The sequence below is a fragment of the Nostoc sp. UIC 10607 genome, from assembly GCF_047228265.1.
Lineage (GTDB): Bacteria > Cyanobacteriota > Cyanobacteriia > Cyanobacteriales > Nostocaceae > Nostoc > Nostoc foliaceum_A.
Genome location: NZ_JBIQNW010000012.1, coordinates 139,327 through 162,462, shown reverse-complemented (window position 1 = coordinate 162,462; position 23,136 = coordinate 139,327). Strand labels below are relative to the sequence as shown.

General features: G+C 43.1%; 14 protein-coding genes. 2 read left to right on the top strand and 12 right to left on the bottom strand.

Going from position 1 to position 23,136, the window contains the following annotated elements; translation table 11 throughout:
* Window positions 1-352 precede the first annotated feature (352 nt).
* The 4 genes from ACEYW6_RS14225 to ACEYW6_RS14210 form a co-directional block, all read right to left on the bottom strand.
* A complete protein-coding gene (locus ACEYW6_RS14225; RefSeq protein ID WP_412980193.1) occupies window positions 353-2,572 on the bottom strand; it encodes a pentapeptide repeat-containing protein in 2,220 nt (739 codons plus the stop codon).
* An 84-nt stretch (window positions 2,573-2,656) separates the two neighbouring features.
* Complete coding sequence (locus tag ACEYW6_RS14220) at window positions 2,657-3,664, bottom strand: zinc-dependent alcohol dehydrogenase family protein (RefSeq protein WP_412980192.1); 1,008 nt, start codon at window positions 3,662-3,664, stop codon at window positions 2,657-2,659.
* 289 nt (window positions 3,665-3,953) lie between these two features.
* Window positions 3,954-6,239 carry a PhoD-like phosphatase gene (locus ACEYW6_RS14215; protein ID WP_412980191.1) on the bottom strand — a complete coding sequence of 762 codons (2,286 nt, stop codon included), beginning with the start codon at window positions 6,237-6,239 and terminating at the stop codon, window positions 3,954-3,956.
* A 195-nt stretch (window positions 6,240-6,434) separates the two neighbouring features.
* Window positions 6,435-7,826, bottom strand: a complete 1,392-nt coding sequence (locus tag ACEYW6_RS14210; RefSeq protein ID WP_412980190.1) for a malic enzyme-like NAD(P)-binding protein — start codon at window positions 7,824-7,826, stop codon at window positions 6,435-6,437.
* Between the two features lie 302 nt (window positions 7,827-8,128).
* Between ACEYW6_RS14210 and ACEYW6_RS14205 the strand changes: the two genes are divergently transcribed.
* A complete protein-coding gene (locus ACEYW6_RS14205) occupies window positions 8,129-9,550 on the top strand; it encodes a protein kinase domain-containing protein (protein ID WP_412980189.1) in 1,422 nt (473 codons plus the stop codon).
* A gap of 119 nt (window positions 9,551-9,669) precedes the next feature.
* On the opposite strand, the gene ACEYW6_RS14200 is transcribed toward ACEYW6_RS14205, so the two are convergent.
* The 8 genes from ACEYW6_RS14200 to ACEYW6_RS14165 all read right to left on the bottom strand — a co-directional run bounded on the left by ACEYW6_RS14200 (window position 9,670) and on the right by ACEYW6_RS14165 (window position 22,445).
* Window positions 9,670-12,354, bottom strand: coding sequence for a tetratricopeptide repeat protein (locus ACEYW6_RS14200; RefSeq protein WP_412980188.1), 2,685 nt, complete (start codon window positions 12,352-12,354; stop codon window positions 9,670-9,672).
* Window positions 12,351-13,178 (bottom strand): S1 family peptidase, encoded by an 828-nt coding sequence (locus tag ACEYW6_RS14195; RefSeq protein WP_412980187.1) that lies wholly within the window; start codon window positions 13,176-13,178, stop codon window positions 12,351-12,353. The genes ACEYW6_RS14200 and ACEYW6_RS14195 overlap by 4 nt, the downstream gene beginning before the upstream one ends.
* A gap of 22 nt (window positions 13,179-13,200) precedes the next feature.
* A complete protein-coding gene (locus ACEYW6_RS14190) occupies window positions 13,201-13,788 on the bottom strand; it encodes a COP23 domain-containing protein (RefSeq protein ID WP_196512057.1) in 588 nt (195 codons plus the stop codon).
* A gap of 311 nt (window positions 13,789-14,099) precedes the next feature.
* Window positions 14,100-15,182 (bottom strand): photosystem II q(b) protein, encoded by a 1,083-nt coding sequence (gene psbA / locus ACEYW6_RS14185; protein ID WP_412980186.1) that lies wholly within the window; start codon window positions 15,180-15,182, stop codon window positions 14,100-14,102.
* Window positions 15,183-15,437: 255 nt separating this feature from the next.
* The gene (locus ACEYW6_RS14180; protein ID WP_412980185.1) at window positions 15,438-16,127 is read right to left on the bottom strand and encodes a Uma2 family endonuclease; all 690 of its coding nucleotides are present in this window, start codon (window positions 16,125-16,127) and stop codon (window positions 15,438-15,440) included.
* A 254-nt stretch (window positions 16,128-16,381) separates the two neighbouring features.
* Window positions 16,382-17,464 carry a photosystem II q(b) protein gene (psbA, locus tag ACEYW6_RS14175; RefSeq protein WP_190895360.1) on the bottom strand — a complete coding sequence of 361 codons (1,083 nt, stop codon included), beginning with the start codon at window positions 17,462-17,464 and terminating at the stop codon, window positions 16,382-16,384.
* Between the two features lie 371 nt (window positions 17,465-17,835).
* Complete coding sequence (locus ACEYW6_RS14170; protein ID WP_412980184.1) at window positions 17,836-19,335, bottom strand: MBOAT family O-acyltransferase; 1,500 nt, start codon at window positions 19,333-19,335, stop codon at window positions 17,836-17,838.
* 98 nt (window positions 19,336-19,433) lie between these two features.
* Entirely contained in the window at window positions 19,434-22,445 is a 3,012-nt protein-coding gene (locus tag ACEYW6_RS14165) for a DUF1574 family protein (protein ID WP_412980183.1), read from the bottom strand.
* A gap of 432 nt (window positions 22,446-22,877) precedes the next feature.
* On the opposite strand from ACEYW6_RS14165, the gene ACEYW6_RS14160 reads away from it, so the two are divergent.
* A complete protein-coding gene (locus ACEYW6_RS14160; protein WP_190895357.1) occupies window positions 22,878-23,114 on the top strand; it encodes a hypothetical protein in 237 nt (78 codons plus the stop codon).
* Window positions 23,115-23,136 lie beyond the last annotated feature (22 nt).

Below are 23,136 nucleotides of genomic sequence, written 5' to 3'. Positions count from 1 at the left end.
TTTTAAGTGCAGTTAAGTGCAGATAATTTATTATTTAATTAATGCTACTTACATTAACAATGTATGTGATTTCATTCTGAAGGGCAATGCAAAATATTTTGGTATTTTTATCAAAGTTGTAGATGTTTTTAGACAATAAGTTAAGGAAATTAACTGAGATATTTGTATAATAAAATTCAATTTAGGTAAAATACTATATTGCAATAAACAATCTTTTGATGAATTTGTCAAATTTTTAGATATTTAGTTAATTTGCATTTATCTAGGGTTCTATCACTTTTGTTCGACATTATACCGCTATGCTGATAGCAATAAATAGCGCAGTCACTGGTATAAGGTTCAGATGCAGGGATTATTTCAGATAAATCAGCAAATTCAATCCCGGAATTGTGCGAGAAAGTGTCCACAAAACGAGAGTGATGTAAATTAAACCCAAACTCCATTGATACCAAGCTAGTGCAGAGATGATGCCTGGTAGGTGTTCATCTCGCAAGCGAATGTCGTTAAATCCTAATTTAACTAGGTTGTTGAGACTAAAATCATAGTAGTTGAGCCAGTTCCAACGGCGATCGCACAACAGAGGCATATATCGTTCCCGAAATGTCTGATTCCTTGGTATCACTGGCAAACGTCCAATCAACAATCGTAACTGGCGAAATGTGCCGTCTTCTGTGAAGTAAGAAACGTCCATTAAATTGTGATAACGACCTTGTTGGTAAAGTCGGATCAATAAAGCCATTGGGACAGGGACAATAATAATTAAAAGGCACCCCAATGTCAGCCAAGGTTGTTGAGCATTGCGAAAGATGGCTAGTAAGCTCAAGAATTCTAAAACGCTAAAACTCACTAATATCGAAATGGTTTCATAAGATGTAGGAATAATTGGTACAGGATGCAGCCGACGATAGCGATCTACTAACCAAAACAGTAAGCCGAAATAAGCGATCGCAACTCCTCCCACGCCAAAGACTAGCCAAAAATTCGTACCATAGCCACTCAACAACAGCAGTACACTCAATCCCAAGCAACTCCAAGCTTGCAGTAACCACCCAACGATGGAAAGAGGTTCACCAACAATTAAGCGATTGCTTAGTTGTGTGTATTTTTCTAAATCGATGTCTGCTAAGGTGAGTAACTCACTACTGTTGCGAAATAATTTTATCAGACGACGCTGGGCGATCGCTTCGGCTTGAGTTGCAGAAAACCCCAGTTTAATCAAACTTGCAACAGTTGCACTGTTAATATTTGTAGCCGTCAAACTGCGGCTCATTTCTACTAATCGCAGTTGTTGTTTTGTGTATTCCAGTTCATTAGCATCGGCAACTTGTTGTTGCTGACGGAAATTTTGTCCTAAATTCCGCAAGATGTTTTGATTACCTTGCAATGTAGGGATGCAGAACATCTTACCAATCTGACCAGGATTACCTAAAATTTTTGCTTGGTTAGAGTTAAAAGTTAAACTAGGTACGCTTAAACAAGCTTCTGTAGAAAACCTCGCATCGCTAAAATCTGCTTGATTGAGAATGCTTGCACCTTGCAAATTTACTGATTGATTAAACTCCACTTCTCGAAATATGACAGCTTGCTCGAAAGTAGCTTCTGTTAAAAGGAGGAACTGATTAAAATTTGCTTTAGTAAACTGGGCTTGATTTGCAAAGCGGACATCAGAAAAATCAGCATTTTCTTGCCACTGTCCACTATTGAATTTAGCCAATTGCTTAAAATTTGCTTGGTTGAAGTTGGCAACCTTTTCAAAGATGCTGCCTTGAAAATCAGCGAGTTCCTGAAATTGGGTTTGTTTAAAATTAGCTTTTTCAAAAAAAATACTGCCCTGAAAATTGCTTGGTTGCTTGAATTTAGCACCGCTAAAGCTGACGGGACGACCAAATCGAGTTTCAGCCCAGTTAGTGGATTGGAGAAAAGTCGCACCTTGGGCATCCACTGACTGAAGAAAGAATGTATTAGAGAACTTCATTTCGCCATTGAAACGAGTTTGCACCAGTGTCAAGACACCACGAAAAACGGAAATTTCACTCGATGGAGTTGACTTTGTTCCCAAAAGCGATCGACAATCTTTGGAGTTCGTAAGTGACTCCAGACAAACGAAGCGCAAACGCTCTAGTTCTTTTTGTTCGGTGGCGGTGAAAATCGCAGCGATCGCTTGGGCATATAAAGGTGTTCTTAAACCCAAATCGCTGCCTACAAAATCTCCTAAAATCAGAGTATAGCTAAGGTCTAAACCTAGAGGTTTTGCACCTAGTTCTTTTCGCAGTAGTTGGTAAAAGGCATCACGAAAGCTAGTATTTTCTGGGCGCAAATCAATCACCATCTTCTGCAAATCTACCGTCAAATTGCCTTCGCGGAGTGTCGGTGTGCGTAGACGTTCTTGTAATAATTCTAGAGTTAAGGGTGTACGTTCTGGTTGCGTCTGTGCTGCCCACGTTGGTAGAGGGAAGAAGAGAAGAATTAATAAAACGCAAAGGAACGCAATCGTAAAGCGTCTCGCAGAGAAGGAAAGCGTAGAGTAGCACCAAGAAACACCTTTGCGTACCTTTGCGTTTAACCTCTGCATACCTACCCTGCGGGAAGGCGTTCGCGTAGCGTCTCGTAGAGAAGCGCCTATGCGTTTAAAAAATAAATTATGCAAATTGTTCGATCAATCGTCACTAATCAGTAGAACAATTTTACCCGTCACAGAACCGCTTTCAATTAGTTGGTGCGCCTTAGCCGCTTCTTTCAAGGAAAATTTGTGACTAACATGGATTTTTAATTTACCTTCATCAATCCAGGTAGCACATTGTTCGAGAATTTTTGCATGGTGCTGGAGGCTTTCTTCTAATCCTAGCAATGCTGGTGTCAGCATTAATTCTAACCCAATGCGGAGATTGCGTAGTCTAGCAGTTTTCCACACAGTATTGGCATCTGGTTCGAGAATCGTCACAATATCGCCATATACTCGCACTGCGGGGAAGGTTTTATGAAAGGTTTCGCCGCCTACGGTATCAAAAGCCAAGTCTACGCCTTCGCCGCCTGTCCAATCTAATACCGCTTGCACAAAGTCTGTTTGTTTGTAAAAAATTACATGATCGGCACCTAGTTGTTTGACGAAATTAGCTTTTTCTTCAGAACTGACTGTGGTGGAAACAGTAGCACCTTTGAGTTTCGCCAATTGAATTGCTACATGACCGACACCACCAGCACCCGCATGAATGAAAACCCGTTCCCCAGGTTCCAATCGTCCCCGTTCGTATAAAGCTTCCCAGGCAGTGATTAACACTAAGGGCGCTGCTGCTGCTTCGGCAAAGGAGATAGACGCGGGTTTACGTGCCACAAACCGCTCATCCACAACAGTATATTCAGCATAATTACCCTGGTGTGCGCCCAAGCCGCCATAGCAAAAATATACCTCATCGCCTGGGCGAAAACGCTGAACACTAGCACCCACCGCTTCGACTACACCTGCACCATCACATCCTAAAATTGTCGGCGTGCGATCGGGGTAGAAAGTGCCCCGGCTACGAAGTTTAGTGTCAATGGGGTTAACGCCAGCCGCCACCAAACGCACTAAAAGTTCAGTATTACCTACGGGGACAGCAGGGTTTGGCACTTCCTGTACTTGCAGAACTTCTGGACTGCCAGCTGCTGTCATCAAGACTGCTTTCACAACTCTTTCCTCCTGGCTTTAGATGCACGTTCATTTGCAACTTTAGCGCAAGAGTGTGGACACAAAGTTATGTCTGAAGGAAAACTGCGTAGGCGTAGCCCGTCTTAGACATCGCGTTAACGTCCCTATCTCATTCTTGAAAAGGGAAAAACCGCAAAACATGATGTTTTACGGCTTTCAGTGTGGTGTGAGGAGTTTAACTATATATCATGATAAATTAGCTACCCAACAACAACACACTCGTAACAATTTTGGTAACAGAGTTTTTTTTCGATGATCGCAAAGCTTGTCATCGTAACAATGACTGATTGGGCGTTAACTGGCTCTCAAAACGGCTATAAACAACTTGGGTTGGATACCAAGAAGAAAACCAGTACAAATCTTGAATAACTTTGCCAGAACTACTCCCATCTGCTAACTCAAAGTGAACCAGAGCTAAATTATTAAATCCAACTACTTCTCGCCCCTCCTGAATACAACGAGATTTCCAAAACATCAGGGGTTGTAACCATTTCCATTTGGCGTTATCGGCTCGTTTCCAGGGAGCTATCAACGATAATATATCTGCTGTGTAGGCAGAAGTCTGAACACTATTTCGAGGTATCCACTCCAGTACACAATGCCAGTCAGAATTAGTCAGCATCTGGCGATTATGGTGTAATTGTTTCTCTGAAATTTCTACCATATTGGGTGGATTACTCCACCCTATCCAATGTCGCACCTTTTCTGGTAGTAGCCAATCTTTCAATCGTGTATGAATAAGCCGCGTCAAAATCTCTTCATTCTTCAATGCACTAGCGGTTAACTGCACCAAGACAGATTGTAATTTGGAATGAGTGCGTGCATAAGATAAGTGAGCAACAGAACTGTAGTGAATATCCCCGGATAGAATAACGACTTGTTGACGTTCCTCAAACAAGGTGGTTAGGAATTTCGCCAGTGCTTCAACATTGATGTTCCAAGCATCTCCAACATCGGTTGAAAAAACTTTTTCGCGTTGCAAATGCCAGTGATGAATCCAATCTATCACTTGTAATCCAAATACATTTGTGGGCGCAATCACAAACGTAGTTTGAATCTGAGTTTGTTCCGTTATTTCTTGTAAAGGTAAAACTAGTTGTTGCTCAAAAGCTTTTGGACACAGCAGCATCGGCGGTGCGATCGCTTTTTGATCGGCTGGATAACCCCGCCAAGTGCGTGTATCCAACACGATTACTTCATGGCAATTGCTCCGAACTATGTAGTGCCAAGTGATTGCTTCAGGATGTCGATCCAAAATGAATACTGAACCGTCTCGCACTAAAATAGGTAAATCTGTGTGGGGATCGTTGGCTGGCATCCCTACATAACGAGCGATCGCCTGATCAGCCTTTGCATCCTTCCCTTGGGAAGCTGACCAAGCTTGGGCAGCCGCCAACAGCTTTTCACCGGATTGACCTTCTGTAAATTGCTTTGGCGTATTACCCCACCCTTGAAAAACCGTGTAGGCTAATAATGCATTTTGGACTATTCTTCGCCCCAAGGGACGCCCCAGCACTCGCAAACACCAAGCTTGGTTTAAGTTCCAGTCATCACTAACATCATGGTCATCAAAGATGGTGTACATGGGAATATTGGCAAGGGCGCGGCGCACTTTCCAAAGCGTATAAATGAATTGGCGCAAATGCCGCACTGCTCGATTCCAGTCCTTGATAGCATGGCGATCGCGCATTACTTGGTGTCCTTTGGGAAATGCAACCGGCCAGCACACTGGTGACCAAGCTAGTAAATAAGTAGCGTAGTACTCACCCAGGCTGAAAAGATGACTGTTAACTTTCTCAGATTTATTATGTAATCCTGCGGTCAAACCTGCTTGATTTGTCGCAACATCAGCCCGCTCTCCGGGGGGTAGCTGCTGGGGAGTACAGTACACTCCATTCACAGGAAGTTGTTCTTCCCAACCCAAGAGGGCATCACCAAGAGTACTGGCAACCCACAAGGATGGTTCTGCTACATCGTCGCCGTAAATTTGATCTCCGGTAAGGAATAGCTGGTGGGGGCGGTGTTGGGGTTGATTAGCTGAAGCCTCAATCAAACTGTCAAGAATCGGCAGTGCATCAAACCCATGACCATGAGGTTTACGGCAGGAAGCATGGATAATTTGCAAATCTTGAAGATGGTTTGGCGGCAGAACAAAGGTTGGTTTTTGATGCTCAAAGTAGCTGATGCTGACTGTAGGAAAGGAGTTTGAGCATAATGCTTGTTGCAGAGTTTGCCTTTGGTCAGCAACAGTAAATTGGAGGTCGTATGCATAGATGCAATGGCTAGTTAGGTGATGTCCAACTGTAGACCAAGCCGTGATCGCAACTACATGAAGATACTTACCCAGAGCAACGGTAGAGCGTTTCCCCTCTAATAAACAATTTCCTAGGGCTTTACCATCATTTGTTGTGTCATAAATCTTAAGTTCTACCTGACAAGACTGTTTCAGTGCCATCCATACCGTCACTGAATCTGGCTCAGTATGTTTGAGGATTGGCCCCCCTAAAATCAGTGGCAGTTCTTGTAAAAACTCGTCCCCAACTTGATACTTCATTGCAAACAGTTGACAAAGTAGTGGTGTTTTAGATGTGTGTCTTTGCTCCTAAATTGGTAGCCCCAACTCATCTAATCACCAATCATGCATCAATTCTTATCTGTTTAACATCAGTTCATAGCGCAAATTGATTGCAGCCTAAAAGTTCAGGGACGGGTGAGATGCCCATCCCGTAAGAGTAATTCTTTTAGGTAATTAATTCCGAGCGATACCTTCTTGACGTGCGGCTTGTTGTACAGCAGCAGCAACAGCAGTGACGACACGCTCATCAAAGACAGAAGGAATAATGTGTTCCCGATTCAAGTCTGAAGGCTTGACTAAAGAAGCGATCGCACTTGCAGCTTCTAGGTACATTGTGGTGGTAATTGTCTGGGCCCGACAATCTAAAGCACCACGGAATACCCCAGGAAAAGCTAAAACGTTATTGATTTGATTCGGGTAATCACTGCGACCGGTAGCAATCACAGCCACATCTTTACTGATTAATTCTGGCTGAATCTCTGGAATGGGATTCGCCATTGCAAACACAATTGCGTCTTTCGCCATCGAATGTACCATTTCTGGTGTCAAAACTCCCGGTGCGCTGACTCCAATAAACACATCTGCCCCTTGCATTGCACCCGCTAAGGTACCCTGAGCTTTCACGGCAAATTCGAGTTTTTCTTCTGTCAAATCGGTGCGACTGGTAGAGATAATTCCTTTAGAGTCGCACATCCAGATTTTTTCTGCGCCAGCTTTCCGCAGTAACCGAGCGATCGCTACTCCAGCCGCCCCAGCACCATTAATCACGATGCGGATTTCCGCCATTGACTTATGTACCAGTTTTAGGGAATTAAACAATGCTGCCAAGGTGACAATTGCTGTACCATGCTGGTCATCATGAAAAACGGGGATATCTAACTCTTGGCGTAATCTCTTTTCAATCTCAAAGCAGCGAGGTGCAGCGATATCCTCTAAATTCACACCCCCAAAAACTGGAGCGATATTCTTGACTGTCTGGATAATTTCTTCTGTATCTTGAGTGGCCAGACAAATCGGAAAAGCATCTAGCCCCGCAAATTCCTTGAACAGCATTGCTTTGCCTTCCATGACTGGGAGAGCAGCCGCTGGGCCGAGATTTCCCAAGCCCAAAACGGCACTACCATCGGTAACAATGGCAACAGTATTTTGTTTGATGGTTAACTTGTAAACTTCCTCTGGATCTTGAGCGATCGCAGTACAAATTCGACCAACTCCGGGTGTGTAAGCCATTGCTAAATCAGACACACTTTTTAAGGGAATTCTGCTAGTAATGCTGATTTTGCCACCACGATGCAAATTAAAGGTGCGATCGTAGACGCTGAGTAACTTGATGTCTGGCAATGCTTTTACTGCTTGCACAATGGTTTCAGCATGTTCGGTACTAGCAGCATCAACGGTAATATCGCGGGTAGATTCTTTGCGGCTTTGCTCGATTAAATCAATTTGACCAAGATTACCACCAGTGGTTGCGATCGCCTGGGTTACTGACGCTAACATCCCTACACGATTGGGAATCTGCAAGCGCAGTGTCAAACTAAAACTAGAATTCGGAGTTAGGTCTGCCATGTTTATTTTGGATTTTAAGTTTTAGATTTTATATTGAATTGCTTAGTAAAAACCCGCTGGAAATCTAAAATCAATATTTTACTCATATATAACGAGTAACAATTGATTAAATGTAATCAAAAGCACACAATATTTTTAGAAAATAACCTCTCACAACTCCAACCCAGAACCTATTTTCGTTCCTGATCATACACCCTTGAACTGACTAAAGCTTGTAGTTTTGGACTCTATGTTAAATTCTGTGAGAAAATCAGTATCAATCATTCGATGAGTGGTACATGACAAGAGCCTAGGTGAATTTAATGCTAGGAACAATGCTCCGAGGGCGCTACAAAATCGTCAGAAAATTAGGACAGGGAGGGTTTGGGGAGACTTATCTGGCTGAAGATATGGATTTACCTCGCAATCCTCATTGCGTAGTCAAGCAGTTCAAGCCTCAATTTACTAACCCGCAAGCTTTGCAACAAGCAATGCGGTTATTCGATACGGAAGCGGATGTTCTTTATCGGTTAGGCAACCACGAGCAAATACCGCGACTGTTGGCTCACTTTGAAGAAAATCAAGAATTTTATTTAGTTCAAGAATACGTACAGGGTGATGACCTCAGCACAGAATTAAAACCTGGTCAACAATGGAGTCAAGAGAAAGTAATTGCTTTTTTATGGGACATATTGAAAATATTAGAGTTTGTCCATCAACAGAACGTTATTCACCGCGATATCAAACCTGCCAATTTAATCAGACGTACTGCTGATGGCAAGCTTTTTTTAATTGACTTTGGGGCAGTAAAAGAAATCAGCACCTTAATGGCTAATAATCAGGGAAGAACAGTGGCCGTTGGCACTCCTGGTTATATGCCTAGCGAACAATATAACGGACAGCCACAACTTTGCAGCGATATTTACGCTGTGGGAATGATTGGAATTCAAGCACTGACTGGTATTTTCCCTCTCAAACTACCAATTGACCCGAAAACATTAGAATTTATTTGGCGTAACCAAGCCCAAGTCAGTCCTCAACTAGCAGACATTTTAGATCGGATGGTGAAATACCATTTTGGTCAACGCTACCAGTCAGCACCTACAGCTTTACAAGCACTGACAAACTTAACTATAAATAATAAACAGTGGTCAAAAACTAAAAAAATCACCCTAGCTTTGACAGTGTTAGCGATCATCTTTTCTATGACTGTACTGGTGATTCCAAAATTACAACAAATATTTAGCTCAACCTCACAAGAGCCATCACTTGTAACAAATTCCTTGATTTACGAAAATCTTGCTTATGGAATTAAAATAAAATATCCTCAAACTTGGTCAATCGAAAAAATAGAACAAAACAACACAACTACAACAGATGTAGCTAGATTTTGGTCACCTCAAAAAAATGTAGACAAGCCTTATCAAAGCAACCTGACTGTAGAAATTGAAGATTTAAAACAACCTATTTCATTGGATGAATATACTAGCTCAAGAGTTAATGAAATAACGCAGTTTCTGGCGGATGCAAAAATTGATAAATCACGTTTAACTCAGCTAGCAAATCGCCCAGCGCATGAAGTAGTTTATTCCGGTAAAGAAGATAAATATACTATAAAACGGAAAGCAGTTTGGACTTTAAGCAATAACAAAGCCTACATAATTACTTATGCAGCCGAAGAAAGTCAATATGATGATTTATTAAAAACTGCTGAACAAATGATTGATTTATTAGAAATTTACTAATTTGCTAAAACGGCACAGAGCGGGAGCAGGGAGAGAAAATTTTAACTCCCAACTCCTAATTTCTAACTCCTAACTCCCAACTCCTAATTTCTAACTCCTAACTCAGTAATCAGCACTATTTAGCGACGAGATGGTAACGCTCGAATTTGTGGATTCTGTAGGAGCTTTTGTACGTCTGCTAAGATGCGATCGCCCCAAAGATTTTTCTTGAGAACGTCTAAATCAGCAAACCTTTTGTCTAAGCGCAGAGCGGCTTGTGCTAATTCTAGAGCTTGTTCGCGTAAGCGTAGCTCGCCGGAGGCATCGCCTTTAACATATAATGCTGTTGCCAAGGCTAGTTGAGGTTCTGCGGATTTGCTGTCAATCTTAATAGAAGCCTGAAACTGACGGATGGCTCCTTCAATATCTTGGAGTTCATATTTGATTAGCCCCAGGTTGTTAACAGCTGCTATTAATTTAGCATCCTGGACAGTTGCTTTTTCATAAGCAGCAAGTGCCCCCTGATAGTCTCCCTGGAAATGGTAGCTAATACCCCGTGCGAAGTAAGCAACAGCATTATTAGGGTCGATCTGAACTGCGGAGTTAAAATCCTTGATTGCTGCTTGATTGTCTCCCCGACGCTGGTGATTCAAACCTCGTAAGGCATAGGCTACAGCATTTTTGGGATTCAGGCGAAGTACTTGGTTATAATCTGCGATCGCTCGTCGATAGTCTCCGCGATCGGAGTAAAGATTTGCTCGGCTGAAATACACATCAGCAACGTTGGCCTTACCCCATTCACTGTTAGCTTCAATTGCCCGGTTATAGGAAGTAACCGCCTCTTCGTTTCGTCCCAATTCTTGTAACACGCCACCGCGAAAAAACCAAGCTAGGGAATGTTTGGGATTGAAGCGAGTGGCTTGGTTTAAATCCTCTAATGCTTTTTGTTTGTCTCCTTGCTGATAGCGCCCAGATGCCCTTCTAGTGTAGGCATTGGCATCTTTAGGATTTCGTACAATTGCCTCGTTGGCAGTGGCAATAATTGTCTGAGGCTCTGCTTGATTTGATGGGGTAGGTGGTTGTGAAGTTGATGGAATATTTTGTAGTTCTCTGAGAGAGTTGAGTACAGTTTGGGATTCTGCTGTTTTTCCTTGCCTCTGATATAAATCTGCGGCTTTTTGCAAATCCGCGATCGCTCCTTGTTTATCTTCCAACCCAGCGCGGGCAATAGCCCGGTTTTTGTATATTTCCGCAGCTTTGGGATCGCTAATCAATATCCGGTTTACCTTGAGGTCAAAGTCACTTCTACCTTGGCGTTTAATTCGCAAGGTAATTGTACTACCCTCCTCACCGCGAATCAGCTTAGTAGCATCTTCCACTTTCATCTTGATAGTGGGTTTACCATCAATTGCCAAAATCCGATCGCCAACTTTCACGCCCACTTTTGAGGCCGGAGAGTTGTCGTTAACCTGTTGAATTATTAGCCCCTGATTTTGTTCGTCATTGAGCCGAATCCCAATCCCGGAGAACTCTAAAAAACTCAGTGCTTGATTATAATCGGCGATCGCTAGTTTATAGTCTTTCAGCACCGTGCGTACTATACCCCGTAAACCGTAAGGTTCGGGTTGGTTAGGTAGTCGCTGTATTACTTGGTCGATATCGGCGATCGCTTGTTGATAGTCATTTAAACCTAAATTAGCTGTACCCCGGACAGCGTAGCTAAGAGCAGAAGTACGAGATTTGGGATCGTTGTTGAGGCTAATGGCTTTGTCAGCATCGGCAAGCGAACCCTGATAGTCTTTTAGTTGAGCGCGGACAAAACCTCGGTAGGCATAAGCAATTGCATTTTTGGGAGTGAGGCGAATTACCTGTTCAAAGTCTTTAAAAGCTGCTGGGTAATCTTTTAGTTCATTGTGAGCTGCACCCCGTCGATAGTAAGCATCAGGATTGTTGGGGTTAATCTGCAAGGCTTGGTTGTAATTAGCGATCGCTCCTTTATAATCTCCTTTATCGGCTTTAGCCCCCCCCAAGCTGATGAAGTCTTCAGCATTTTGTTGTCGTTTAGGGGCTGGTTTTTCTGTAGTATTTGATTGTCCAGCTGTAGCTATATTGGGTTTACCACCTGGTTTTGGTGCCGGAGTTGGTGAACTCGCTGTTACTGGTTGTACATTATTTCTGGCTGCCAAAAAGGTATTAATCGGAATTCCCAACCTTAAAACAGTACCTGTCTTCTCTTCTGGTTGTGTAGCTCGCCCATTAATCCCTACTAAACGTCCATTCTCGTCTAACACTGGGCCACCACTCATCCCAGGAAGCGCCTCGTTATTGTAAACCAAGGCATAGCCTTCATCTGGGTTTTTCAGGCGACTGCGAATGTTGCCATTAGTAAATTGATAGCTGCGTTCATCAATACCTGGTAAACGGTCGGCCCAACCCACCACATAAACCGTCATTCCTTCTCTAATTTGGTCAGAGTTGCCTAAATTAGCGATCGGATAACTTTTATTACTGTTGAATTGCAACACGGCCAAATCTAATCCCGGCAATTCTTTGCTGTAGTAAACGGGATACTTACCACCATCTTGGGTATGAATCTCATATCTTCCGTCTCTGGACACTACATGTCGATTGGTGAGGACGAAGTAAGTTTCACCTTTGCGTTCAAAAATTACTCCAGAACCGACACCATCTCCATCAATGCGAACAGTAACTGTTTGAGCAATATTGTTAACCTCTACCGGAGTTAAGGATAAGGCAACTTGAGGTTTCAGCAATACCACAGCTGCACCAACAAGTATTGCCGAAAGACTACGAGTAAAATTCATCGCCTTACCTCTGCCTGAATATCTGTATCAGAATAATTATTTGTAAATGATGGTGATACCATCTGCATAAACTCTTCAATTGGAATACCCCAGCTATACTTGCTCATCTGTTTGAGCAGGGGTGGTTCGGGTTGTGTTCCATCTTGATATATATATGGCTCACCCCATAGAGGTTCAGCATGTCTCCCGTTAATAGCCACAAGCTGACCTGCACGATTTAGCAGTGGGCCTCCACTCATACCTTTGACAATATCATTGGTATACCCAATCCGATACCCGCCCTCCAAGGCTTTGTCTAGCACTAGAGAAACTTGACCTCTGCGGAAAACAAACCCCGTATCTTGGATGCCTTGGCTGTCAAACGGAAACCCAGCAGCAAAAACTTCATTTCCTACACTCAAAGTTGATGCATGGCCGAGAGATGCAACTGTATAGCTAGTTTTGGGACTGCGAAACTGTAATACAGCTAAATCGTTACCCTTAAAATAGAAAGGAACAGAGCGATTGCTCATCTTGGACAAATCAGCCGCATAGATTAAGCCATCAGGAGTTTGAATCTGATAAGGTGGGTTACCCGACCTGAGTACGTGGGCATTGGTAAGCACATGATAAACCGACCCTTTTTTGTGAATCAGAATCCCCGATCCCAAAAAGTCTTTTGATAGGACTTTAACAGCGATCAACTCAGCTAGTTGTTGCACTTGCTTGGCGGAGCCTTGGGTTGAACTTTTTGTATCTAAAGCCCTAACATTTGGTTTTGAGCCTAGCGGTGAAATAGATAAACTGCCAATACAGGCAATCAGCATCATTAAGCGCCAATCCATGTTCGTTCAGATTGCGATTTACTCAACATTCCCAAGCCGGTTTTCCTGCTGGACAGGATTCGCGTTGCCCTGAACTTTCTACCTGAGAGATGAACTTGGTTACATCCAGGTAAGCCGCCTCTTGGTAGTAGGAGAACAATTCTTTACTATCGCCACCGCTCAGGTTAATTGGTCTGCCGCCACCCGAACCTTGACGATCTAATAACCTTTGTAGTGTCAGCGGGGCATTAGTACCGACTTTCAATGTTACTAGCACTCCGTTAGGCAGACAAGAACCACCTTTGTAACTGGCAACACACAATACAGGTTGATTGCTGAGTTTTCCTGCCCTGACGAAATTTAGAGTCCCATTGCCGTAGAAACGTTGGAATCTGGCAGATATTTCTTCACAGCGCTGTTGGGGAGTCCAAGGTGGGGGAAAAGAATCGTCAACCCAGCGAATTACTGGAATGTTTCCTCTGGAAGTCCGAACTAGTGTTGCTGGAACACCTCCACTCATCCCACAGTAAAACTTATTATCCTGCGTATAGCCAGGTTGAATTAGAGTGGCAGTAGAACCAAGTGCGATCGCAATGGTACTCAGTATATGAGCAAAGAAACCGAGTTTCATAGTAATCTTCACGCTTCCTGAAGTTTTTAAGATATGTGGCGTAATTAAAAATATTTTTGAGTATAGAGGATATCCCGTACCAAAAGAGCAGAAATTTAAGTAAATATAAGTTCACTGAAGCACCTGTTTAGACATCAATACAGTTCAGATAAAACCAAAAAACTTGTAGAGACGGCGATTTATCGCGTCTCAAAAACTCAAAAACCCAAAATTTTTGCTAGTAGCCCTTAACCCAAGCGTATTGGTTTAGACACACGAAAAATCGCCCTCTGTTTCCAGAGAGCGGTTTTGATTTCGCTAAGACTTAAGTATTAGCTATAAATTACAGGCGCTTGCAAAGCCACAGGTACTGCCTCACCAGCAGCCAAATCCAGGGGGAAGTTGTGAGCATTTCGCTCGTGCATCACTTCTATACCTAAATTGGCGCGGTTTAGCACATCTGCCCATGTATTAATTACACGACCTTTGGAGTCAAGAATTGATTGGTTAAAGTTGAACCCGTTGAGGTTGAACGCCATCGTACTGATGCCCAATGCCGTCAACCAGATACCAACTACAGGCCAAGCAGCCAAGAAAAAGTGCAAAGAACGCGAGTTGTTAAAGCTGGCATATTGCCAGATTAACCGCCCAAAGTAACCGTGAGCCGCCACAATGCTATAGGTTTCTTGTTCTTGTCCAAACTTGTATCCGTAGTTTTGAGATTCACTTTCAGTGGTCTCCCTAACTAAAGAAGAAGTCACCAAAGAACCATGCATCGCACAGAACAGCGCACCACCGAACACCGCAGCTACACCCAGTTGATGGAATGGGTGCATGAGGATGTTATGCTCGGCTTGGAACACGAACATGAAGTTAAACGTGCCGCTAATTCCCAGAGGCATCCCGTCAGAAAAGCTACCTTGACCAATTGGGTAAATTAAAAAAACCGAAGTCGCAGCAGCTACGGGAGCAGAGTAAGCCACACAAATCCAAGGACGCATTCCCAGACGATAGCTTAACTCCCATTGCCGACCGAGCCAGCAGAAGATACCAATCAAAAAGTGCAAGACAATGAGCTGATAAGGACCGCCGTTGTAGAGCCATTCATCCATTGAAGCAGCTTCCCAAATTGGGTAAAAGTGCAAACCAATGGCATTAGATGTGGGTACAACAGCACCAGTGATAATGTTATTGCCGTATAATAAAGAACCAGAAACTGGCTCCCGAATGCCGTCAATATCGACAGGTGGTGCAGCAATAAAGGCAATAATGAAACAGATGGTAGCGGTCAATAGGGTAGGAATCATTAAAACGCCGAACCAGCCGATATAAAGCCGATTGTCGGTGCTAGTAATCCATTGACAAAAACGATCCCACAGGTTGCCGCTTTCTCTTCTTCCTAGAGTTGTGGTCATAACTGTGTTGTTTATAAATCGCTGACAACAAACTTTCCTAATTTTCAGGAATTGAGAATCAAGCTGTTTTCAAAAGCTTTCGCCAAATACCTTCTCCCTAATAGCCGGGACTCTCTGGAATTACATCACACCACAAATGCTGTTAGCTAACTTCCTCAGGGAGACTGTATGAAAAAAAGGAAAACTTTCCCGGCTCCTAATATCAGGTTTTACATTAATAATTTGTATTTTTCAAGATATTATTTTTAAGTTTTGCTAAGTTAAACTCTCAACAAACTCAGCATGTTCTGTTGAATTTAACCCTTGTTGCAGTACTGCTAAAACTTTCGTCATGTCTCCTGTAATTAGTGAGGTGAGAGCTAACCACAAACCTGGAAATACCCTACTTTTAATCACACCATCTGCATCAGCCACGAGTGGCAAATATTCACCATTTTGCAAACAGAACCAGTCGAGTTTATTCTCTAAAGTCTGCCAAACTATATATTCCTGCACTCCGTTGCGCCGATAGGCGCGTTTTTTGTCGTACAAATCAATAGATGCACTACTGGCTGCTACTTCTGCTACTAATTCTGGTGCGCCTTCTACGTAATCATCTTCACTGATGTGTGCCTGTCCCCTGGCTGGTTTATTTATCAACAGCAAAACATCAGGCTGTGGTTCATTGTCTAAATCCAAGCGCACGGTAGCATTGTCACCTAGCGCTACCCCTGGAGTGGAAACTTGATAAACTCCCAACCAGGTAATTAACTGTCCATGAGGTTGGCCATGACTTCTAAAACGCAGGGGTGATGCCACGTAAACGACTCCTTCGATTAATTCTGCTTTTTTATCGGGCATTGCTGTATAACGACGCTCGAATTCGTGGCGGGTTAAGCGATCGCCACTTTCTAAGGGAGGGATAAAAGCGCTATTATTGAAGCCATGTTCCACAGAAGCCGCCATTACCTAATTCCTCATCGGCAGGAGTTGTAGCTTGAATCTAACATAGTGAAGCGCCATGTTTTCTCGTGTGGTAGCTGCTGCACATAGCTTGCTTTCTCGTATGAGTACGACAAGCTTCAAAAATCTTTCTTATTTAATACGCTATAGAACAAAATCTACTACAGGATTTATTAAACGCTCCGTTTTAAAATAATTACAATTAAAAAGCGCCTTCCAGAAATGGAAGGCGCTTTTTATTTAGCTAATCTTCAGAATTAACCGTTAATAGCAGGAGCAGTCATTGCTACAGGAGTAACTTCACCAGCAGCTAAGTCTAGGGGGAAGTTGTGAGCGTTACGCTCGTGCATTACTTCCATACCCAAGTTAGCGCGGTTAATTACGTCTGCCCAAGTGCTAATAACGCGACCTTGAGAATCAATTACTGATTGGTTGAAGTTGAAACCGTTCAGGTTGAATGCCATCGTGCTGATACCTAAAGCGGTGAACCAGATACCGACGACAGGCCAAGCTGCTAGAAAGAAGTGCAGTGAACGGCTGTTGTTGAAGGAAGCGTATTGGAAGATTAGACGACCGAAGTAACCGTGGGCTGCAACGATGTTGTAGGTTTCTTCTTCTTGACCGAATTTGTAACCGTAGTTTTGTGATTCGGTTTCGGTGGTTTCACGCACCAAAGAAGAGGTTACTAGTGAACCGTGCATTGCAGAGAACAATGAACCGCCGAATACACCAGCCACACCTAACATGTGGAAGGGGTGCATCAAGATGTTGTGTTCTGCTTGGAACACAATCATGAAGTTGAAGGTTCCAGAGATACCCAAAGGCATACCATCTGAGAATGAACCTTGACCGATTGGGTAGATCAAGAATACTGCGGTAGCGGAAGCCAAAGGTGCGCTGTAAGCGACGCAGATCCAAGGACGCATACCTAAGCGGTAAGAAAGTTCCCACTGACGACCGAGGTAGCAAGCGCAACCGATCAAGAAGTGGAAAACTACCAACTGGTAAGGGCCACCGTTGTACAACCACTCATCTAAGGAAGCTGCTTCCCAAATTGGGTAGAAGTGCAAGCCGATGGCGTTGGAGGAAGGAACAACTGCACCAGAGATGATGTTGTTTCCGTAGATCAAGGAACCTGCAACTGGTTCGCGGATACCATCTATGTCTACTGGAGGTGCTGCGATAAAGGCGATTACGAAGCAAGCAGTAGCAGCTAGCAGGGTTGGGATCATCAGTACACCAAACCAACCAACATATATACGGTTGTCAGTGCTGGTGATCCACTCGCAAAAGCGATCCCATACGTTAGCGCCGGAGCGCCGTTGTAAGGTTGTGGTCATTGTTTTATAAGTGCTATGGGTTGTTAAATATGGAACAAGCAGATTTATTTTTTGCCTGTTGAAACACAGTCTACATGAATTTACTTTGAGGCGATCTTTGACTTAATATTCTGTAACAGAATACTTTAAAAAGCTCATCGAACTGTAAAGTTTTCATACTATAAACAATAGTGATAAAAGTAATGAATTGAAGCTTTGTAAGCCCTTTCAATACGAAACTAGATATAAGTTTCAATGACGCGATCGCCTAGTTCTTTCTCTTTACATTCCTTTACAAATAGCCTGCTGGAAAAATTTTAACTTTTGTTGATTTGTAACGAAATAATAAGTTGTAAGTTGTCTTATGTTTCTGTTTAATTGTTTGTAGAAACTTAAAAATCAAAGTAGATGTAGGGCAAACTGCCTTCAGGAGCTAATAACCAAACAGCGTAGAAACATAGGGGGACGAAGACAAGCTTAAGAGGCCAGTTAAACTCTAACTTCAGCATTCGGTTGAAGGCATAGACTACAGCCATCAGGGCAGCTAAAGCTAGAAGTATCCAAGTGAGTTGGTATTGGCTGATATTTAAAGCATCCACATAAACCTTTTGAGCAAACTGCGCGTCAGCAGGGTAACCCCAAAGATGCCGAATTACCAAAGAAGAATCTTGGAGATTAGGTAGGCGGAACCAAATCCAAGAGGTAAAAACCATCAGTTGGGTCAATAACCAAGCGACAAAGATACCCAGAGGATTTTGCCAGAATTGTTCTAGATTTTCAAAGCGATCGCTCATAGTATCTGTAAGTCGATGAACCACCAAGGCTAACCCGTGGAATATTCCCCAAACTACATAGCCCAAGGCAGCACCGTGCCAGATACCAGCGATTAGCATCACAAGAAATAAATTCCAGCAGGTACGGACTAAACCCCGACGGGAACCACCTAAAGGAAAGTAGACATAATTACGTAGCCAATCTCCTAGAGTCATGTGCCAGCGCCGCCAAAATTCTGAAATATTGGTGCTGAAGTAAGGAAAGTCGAAATTCTCAGGTAGAACCAAGCCGAACAGCATAGCACTACCACGGGCAATGTCTACGTAACCGTTGAAATCTAGATATAACTGCAAGCCGTAGGCGAATGTAGCTAACCACAGATCGGTACTACCTGCCCGTTGTAAGTTACCAAAACATAAATCGACAAAAATACCAAGGTGGTCTGCCAAAATACCTTTTTTGACTGCGCCCCTAGCAATTAACCACAGCGCCTCAGCTACTCTATCGCTACTGGGGAAGTCTAGTGTATTAAATTGATTTGCTAAGTTGTGGTAGCGCGTAATTGGGCCTGAAATAAGTTTGACGAAGAATAATTTATAGGTGGCAAATTTGAGAAACTGCTCAGTAGCAGGAGCACCACGATAGACATCTATTAAATAGGCAATGCATTCAAAGGTAAAAAATGAAATTCCTAAGGGTGCAATCAACTTAAAAGAGCTATCTGGTGAGTTTGTTTGCACATGAAAAACAAACTTGATTAAAGGGGTAAAATACTTAAAACCTAATAACAGTAAAACATTTATAATTATCCCCAACCACAAAAGTTTTAGACGACGACGATTCCAGTCACCTTGGGCAAATTGCCACTCTTCATTAGAAATTTGCCAGTCAAGAGAATGTTTTCCCGGTGATGTATTTTTACCAATCTCTAGCCCCACACGGAAATTAATAAACGTCAATGCTAATAGTAAGGGTATGTACTGGATATGCAAAGATGCGTAGAAAACCAAGCTGGCAATTAGCAACGTCCACAATCGCAATTTCTGTTGTGCTAAAGACCAATAAATTCCTAGCACACTCAACAAGAACAGCCCATAGAAAATTGATATAAAGTTCATTTTTTAGTCATTAGTTATTAGTCATTAGTGATGGAGCATGGGGCATGGTTATTTCCCTTGTCCCCTTGTCTCCTTGTCTCCTTCTCCTCCCCTGCTTCCTATTTCACTGGCCAGGGAATCATCGGGTCATGTGCCAGCTTTTTCGAGACTTCGTATGCCCCAAAGCGGTTGAGGTGGCTGGGGTCAGAAAAGTAGTCATTTGCTTTTGGCCACTGTTGACTCAAATCTCGATAAACAAAGTTGGGACTAGTCGCTAGACGCAACATATATTCCTGAAATTCTTGCTCATGTTGTTTACGCACTGGATCTAGATAATCTCCCGTGAGAGGCATGTTGACAAACACTAAGGAAATTTTCTGAGACTGGGCAAACTGAAGCACTTCTTGAAAGGCAGCATCTTGCTGTCCTTCTACTTGGAAAGATTTATAGTCGTTGTCGTAATTTCCGGGAACTCTAGAATGTTTTTGATAGTATCTAGCAGGATTGAAGCGAATAGACAAAGGTAGAAAGCCATCAAAATCAACTGCTTGTTGAGAAGTAATCTCATCTGAAGTACCATCTGTTAGCTGTCTCTGTGATGCAACTGTCTGATTATGACCAAGTATCAGCAGTTGTTTTTGCAGTAAGCTTTTAATTTGGTCGCGGTTTGGGTAGCTAGCAGAAAGAGATGCTAGAGCCTGATTTAATGACTGATTAACAGCTTCATAGGTGCTAATTTCCTGTTTTTCTTCCTTTGTCTTTTGTTGTCCCGAATTTACCGTATTTTCGGTTGAATCAGTGCTATTGGCAGTTGTTGGGGTTTTTTGGAATGCTTGTTTATAACCAGCTGATGCCGCAATGGATTTAAAGGTAATATCCTCCCGTCCACCGTTGAAAGCACGAGCACCATCTGCCCAGAGAATTATTTTAGGCAGTTCTGATGGTTCCAGTACGTGGCGAATCACAAACTCTACAACTTGTGCGGTAGCACCGTTGATCCCAAAGTTAAACACGTCAATATTTGGATAGCCTTGAGTCGCTAAAGCTTTAGAAAGCGCTGCTGGATCTACTCCCCTGAGGGCGCGGGAGGAGCCAATAATTAACACATCTGGAGGACTACCAGTTGTAGCTAAACGCTGTTTATATAATGCTAGTTGCTCGTCTAACTGCCTAACATTGAAACTTGGCATTTGCGATCGCGCTGCTAAAAGAATAGCAGTAGCGGTTGCTTTTTCTTTCAGTGGTGCGGCTGCCAAATTATTTGTCGGAGTATCATCACTTTGGGTGAACTCCGAAGCATTAAATACAGAACTCTGATTTGGAGGAGATTTTGTCTTGGAAGCGCTGCTAAAGAATGTCGTTTTCTCTTGCTGAGTTTTCCCAGATGTCAAAGATGCCTTTTGCCCAGAAGATGATGGGAGCGATATCTTACCGACTTTTGGTGAATTTGGCGTACTCCGTGCAATAATTCGACCCAACACCCAATCAGTTTGGAGGGTAAGCAATAATCCCAGTGTCCCCCAGACTAAAGCAATCTTAAGTCCTTGAACATCAGGGTTTTGTTCTGCTGACTGGTGGCTTTCGGTAAATAGCTGGCTTTTCAACAGGAATTTTTTCGCGGTTGCACTCGCCGTTGCCGTCCAATCTCGCGCTACTTCTGTTACAAAACTTTGAACTTCTTCTGTCGTTAAGTCTGGGCGCAAAATTGGCTCACTAGTCTCAGAGGTTACTAAATCGTTAACGTATTTAGAAGTAGCAGCAAATTCTGGGGTTGCTTCTGGTACTAAACGTTGGCGATGTTCAAGATCAACGCCATAATGCCAAAAAGGTTCTTTATTCCCAGCCCGGCGACCGTAGACACGTACTCCCATAATACCGGGAATTTTTAAATGGCGGATAAACTGCGTAATTTTACTTGCTACTTGTTGACGCGCTGGACAAACAGGTGCATCACACATGATGTGCAATAAACCATTTTTGTTTAGTAGCAGTATGCGAATTCCACCTGTCAATAAACGCCAATCTAAGTCAGGATTGAGTAAGCGCTCCAGTAAAAATACGATGGCTGGTTCATCGCCAGTATTTGCCAAATCTAAGGGTGATATGGCAAAGGCGGGATACTTGGCAGCCGGTAAAGCCAGCCAATCAATCCAAGTGGGTTGCTCGCCTGCTTTTTGCCCGTATACGGTGGCGGCGAGAATGCCTTGAGGAGCGATCGCTTCTAGCTGGGGTAAAATCGCTTCTAAGCACACTACCTTGTCGGGGATTGGCGCATTTCCTAAGGGATCAAAAGCTGGGATACAAAAGATATGTAGTGTTGATTCTTTCAGAGAAACTTGGACACCAACTTTTAACCCTGACAATACCTCAGTTAATAATCGAGCGATCGCTTGGACATCTCCCCAACGCGCCCACTCCTTCAGCATTACCTCTGGTGGCGTTAAATCTACCCTTAGCAGCCAATCAGGTGCAGTTTCGCCACTCACCTGGGAAACAATTACTGCATCTTGGTAACCAGAAAGTTTGAGATAACGCAATTTTTGTGCTATCGGTTCAGCAAGCAATGATGCATCAGGGCTATAGCTCGAATGGCAAAATATCCACAGGCGATTTTCTTCCGGCTGAGAGTTCTTTGGCTTATATGGCTTAATTTTTGCCTGTACCGATACACCTAACGTACTCAGAGTTTCGCTGAGATATCGAGCGATCGCCTCTGGGTTACCTTGGCGTGCCAAACTTTCGTTAGAGACAATCAGCGCCCCACCCGATTGTTTTGATTTTTCCGAATCTGCTAGCAAGGCTTGCTCCACCTGCTCCAGATGCTTATCTATTTGATTCAAGTAAACCCGATGGCACCATTTGGGGCGCTGTTCCCCTTTTCTTCGGCCATAGACAAATACTTGATATATTGAGGGTTGTTCGTTGCTTGTAAGGATATCTAAGTTTGTTTGCTGTAGTGCTTGTAGCAAGTCAGACAAAGTATGCCAACGCTGCGGACATTCTGTACCTTCACAAAGAATATGAAGGTCATTTCCCCGTAACCGGACTTTCACCCCAAAAGTGTTGATCCCTGTTGCTTGGCTTACCCACTGCACTAAGGATTGCTGGCGATCTGGTAATACTGTTTTCATGGGAAGTTAACTTTACAGGAAGCGATTGTTGGGGGATAGTGCCTGCACTTGTAAACTAGAACCATAGGTCTATCACACTCTGACGTTTTTTTTTAACAATTTTGTTACCTTCGTAGCTCACAAAATCGGCCAAGATAGTCTTGTACAGGTTGCAAGTCTGACTAATGTTGAGTTTTGCGTTTATTTTACTAATAGGGAGTCATAAATTAGAAGTTAGGAGCCAGGAGTCAGAATAATTCTATATGACTGGCTGATGACTTGTCGTTTAAAGCTGGACTCGCGTCCCACTAAGCGAACGGCCCTAATGGGCGAAACAAACAACAAGCTTATCTCATTAAAACTCCATCCCTTTATTGTTGGAGTTATCTTAACTCCTGTACAGACACGATTAATCGCGTCTCTACTCTTAATTCCCATAACCAAGAATTAGCAATGCCTCCTGCCAACCAAGAACCTTCAACTAACCCCGCATCCAATCTGGATTTGTTTAGCATTCCCCAATCTTTCCTTTTACAAATAGGTACAGCGTCTATATTACTGCTGCTCATTACAGGAAAAACCACAGTAAGAGCACTAGAAGCTATAGGGGAAGCCAGTGAAGAATTATTTCGAGGCGATCGCCTACCGATTCTCGACTTCCCAGAGGATCACGAAACTAATCAAACTTAGAAAATATACAGCAAATAATTAT

What these genes read in the sequence shown, in the direction of transcription:
- ACEYW6_RS14190 (WP_196512057.1), bottom strand. Translation starts at nt 13,788, where the DNA reads ATGAAACTCGGTTTCTTTGCTCATATACTGAGTACCATTGCGATCGCA.
- ACEYW6_RS14165 (WP_412980183.1), bottom strand. Translation starts at nt 22,445, where the DNA reads ATGAAAACAGTATTACCAGATCGCCAGCAATCCTTAGTGCAGTGGGTA.
- ACEYW6_RS14215 (WP_412980191.1), bottom strand. Translation starts at nt 6,239, where the DNA reads ATGAAGTATCAAGTTGGGGACGAGTTTTTACAAGAACTGCCACTGATT.
- ACEYW6_RS14160 (WP_190895357.1), top strand. Translation starts at nt 22,878, where the DNA reads ATGCCTCCTGCCAACCAAGAACCTTCAACTAACCCCGCATCCAATCTG.
- ACEYW6_RS14225 (WP_412980193.1), bottom strand. Translation starts at nt 2,572, where the DNA reads ATGCAGAGGTTAAACGCAAAGGTACGCAAAGGTGTTTCTTGGTGCTAC.
- ACEYW6_RS14210 (WP_412980190.1), bottom strand. Translation starts at nt 7,826, where the DNA reads ATGGCAGACCTAACTCCGAATTCTAGTTTTAGTTTGACACTGCGCTTG.
- ACEYW6_RS14195 (WP_412980187.1), bottom strand. Translation starts at nt 13,178, where the DNA reads ATGGATTGGCGCTTAATGATGCTGATTGCCTGTATTGGCAGTTTATCT.
- psbA (WP_190895360.1), bottom strand. Translation starts at nt 17,464, where the DNA reads ATGACCACAACCTTACAACGGCGCTCCGGCGCTAACGTATGGGATCGC.
- ACEYW6_RS14205 (WP_412980189.1), top strand. Translation starts at nt 8,129, where the DNA reads ATGCTAGGAACAATGCTCCGAGGGCGCTACAAAATCGTCAGAAAATTA.
- ACEYW6_RS14180 (WP_412980185.1), bottom strand. Translation starts at nt 16,127, where the DNA reads ATGGCGGCTTCTGTGGAACATGGCTTCAATAATAGCGCTTTTATCCCT.
- psbA (WP_412980186.1), bottom strand. Translation starts at nt 15,182, where the DNA reads ATGACCACAACTCTAGGAAGAAGAGAAAGCGGCAACCTGTGGGATCGT.
- ACEYW6_RS14200 (WP_412980188.1), bottom strand. Translation starts at nt 12,354, where the DNA reads ATGAATTTTACTCGTAGTCTTTCGGCAATACTTGTTGGTGCAGCTGTG.
- ACEYW6_RS14170 (WP_412980184.1), bottom strand. Translation starts at nt 19,335, where the DNA reads ATGAACTTTATATCAATTTTCTATGGGCTGTTCTTGTTGAGTGTGCTA.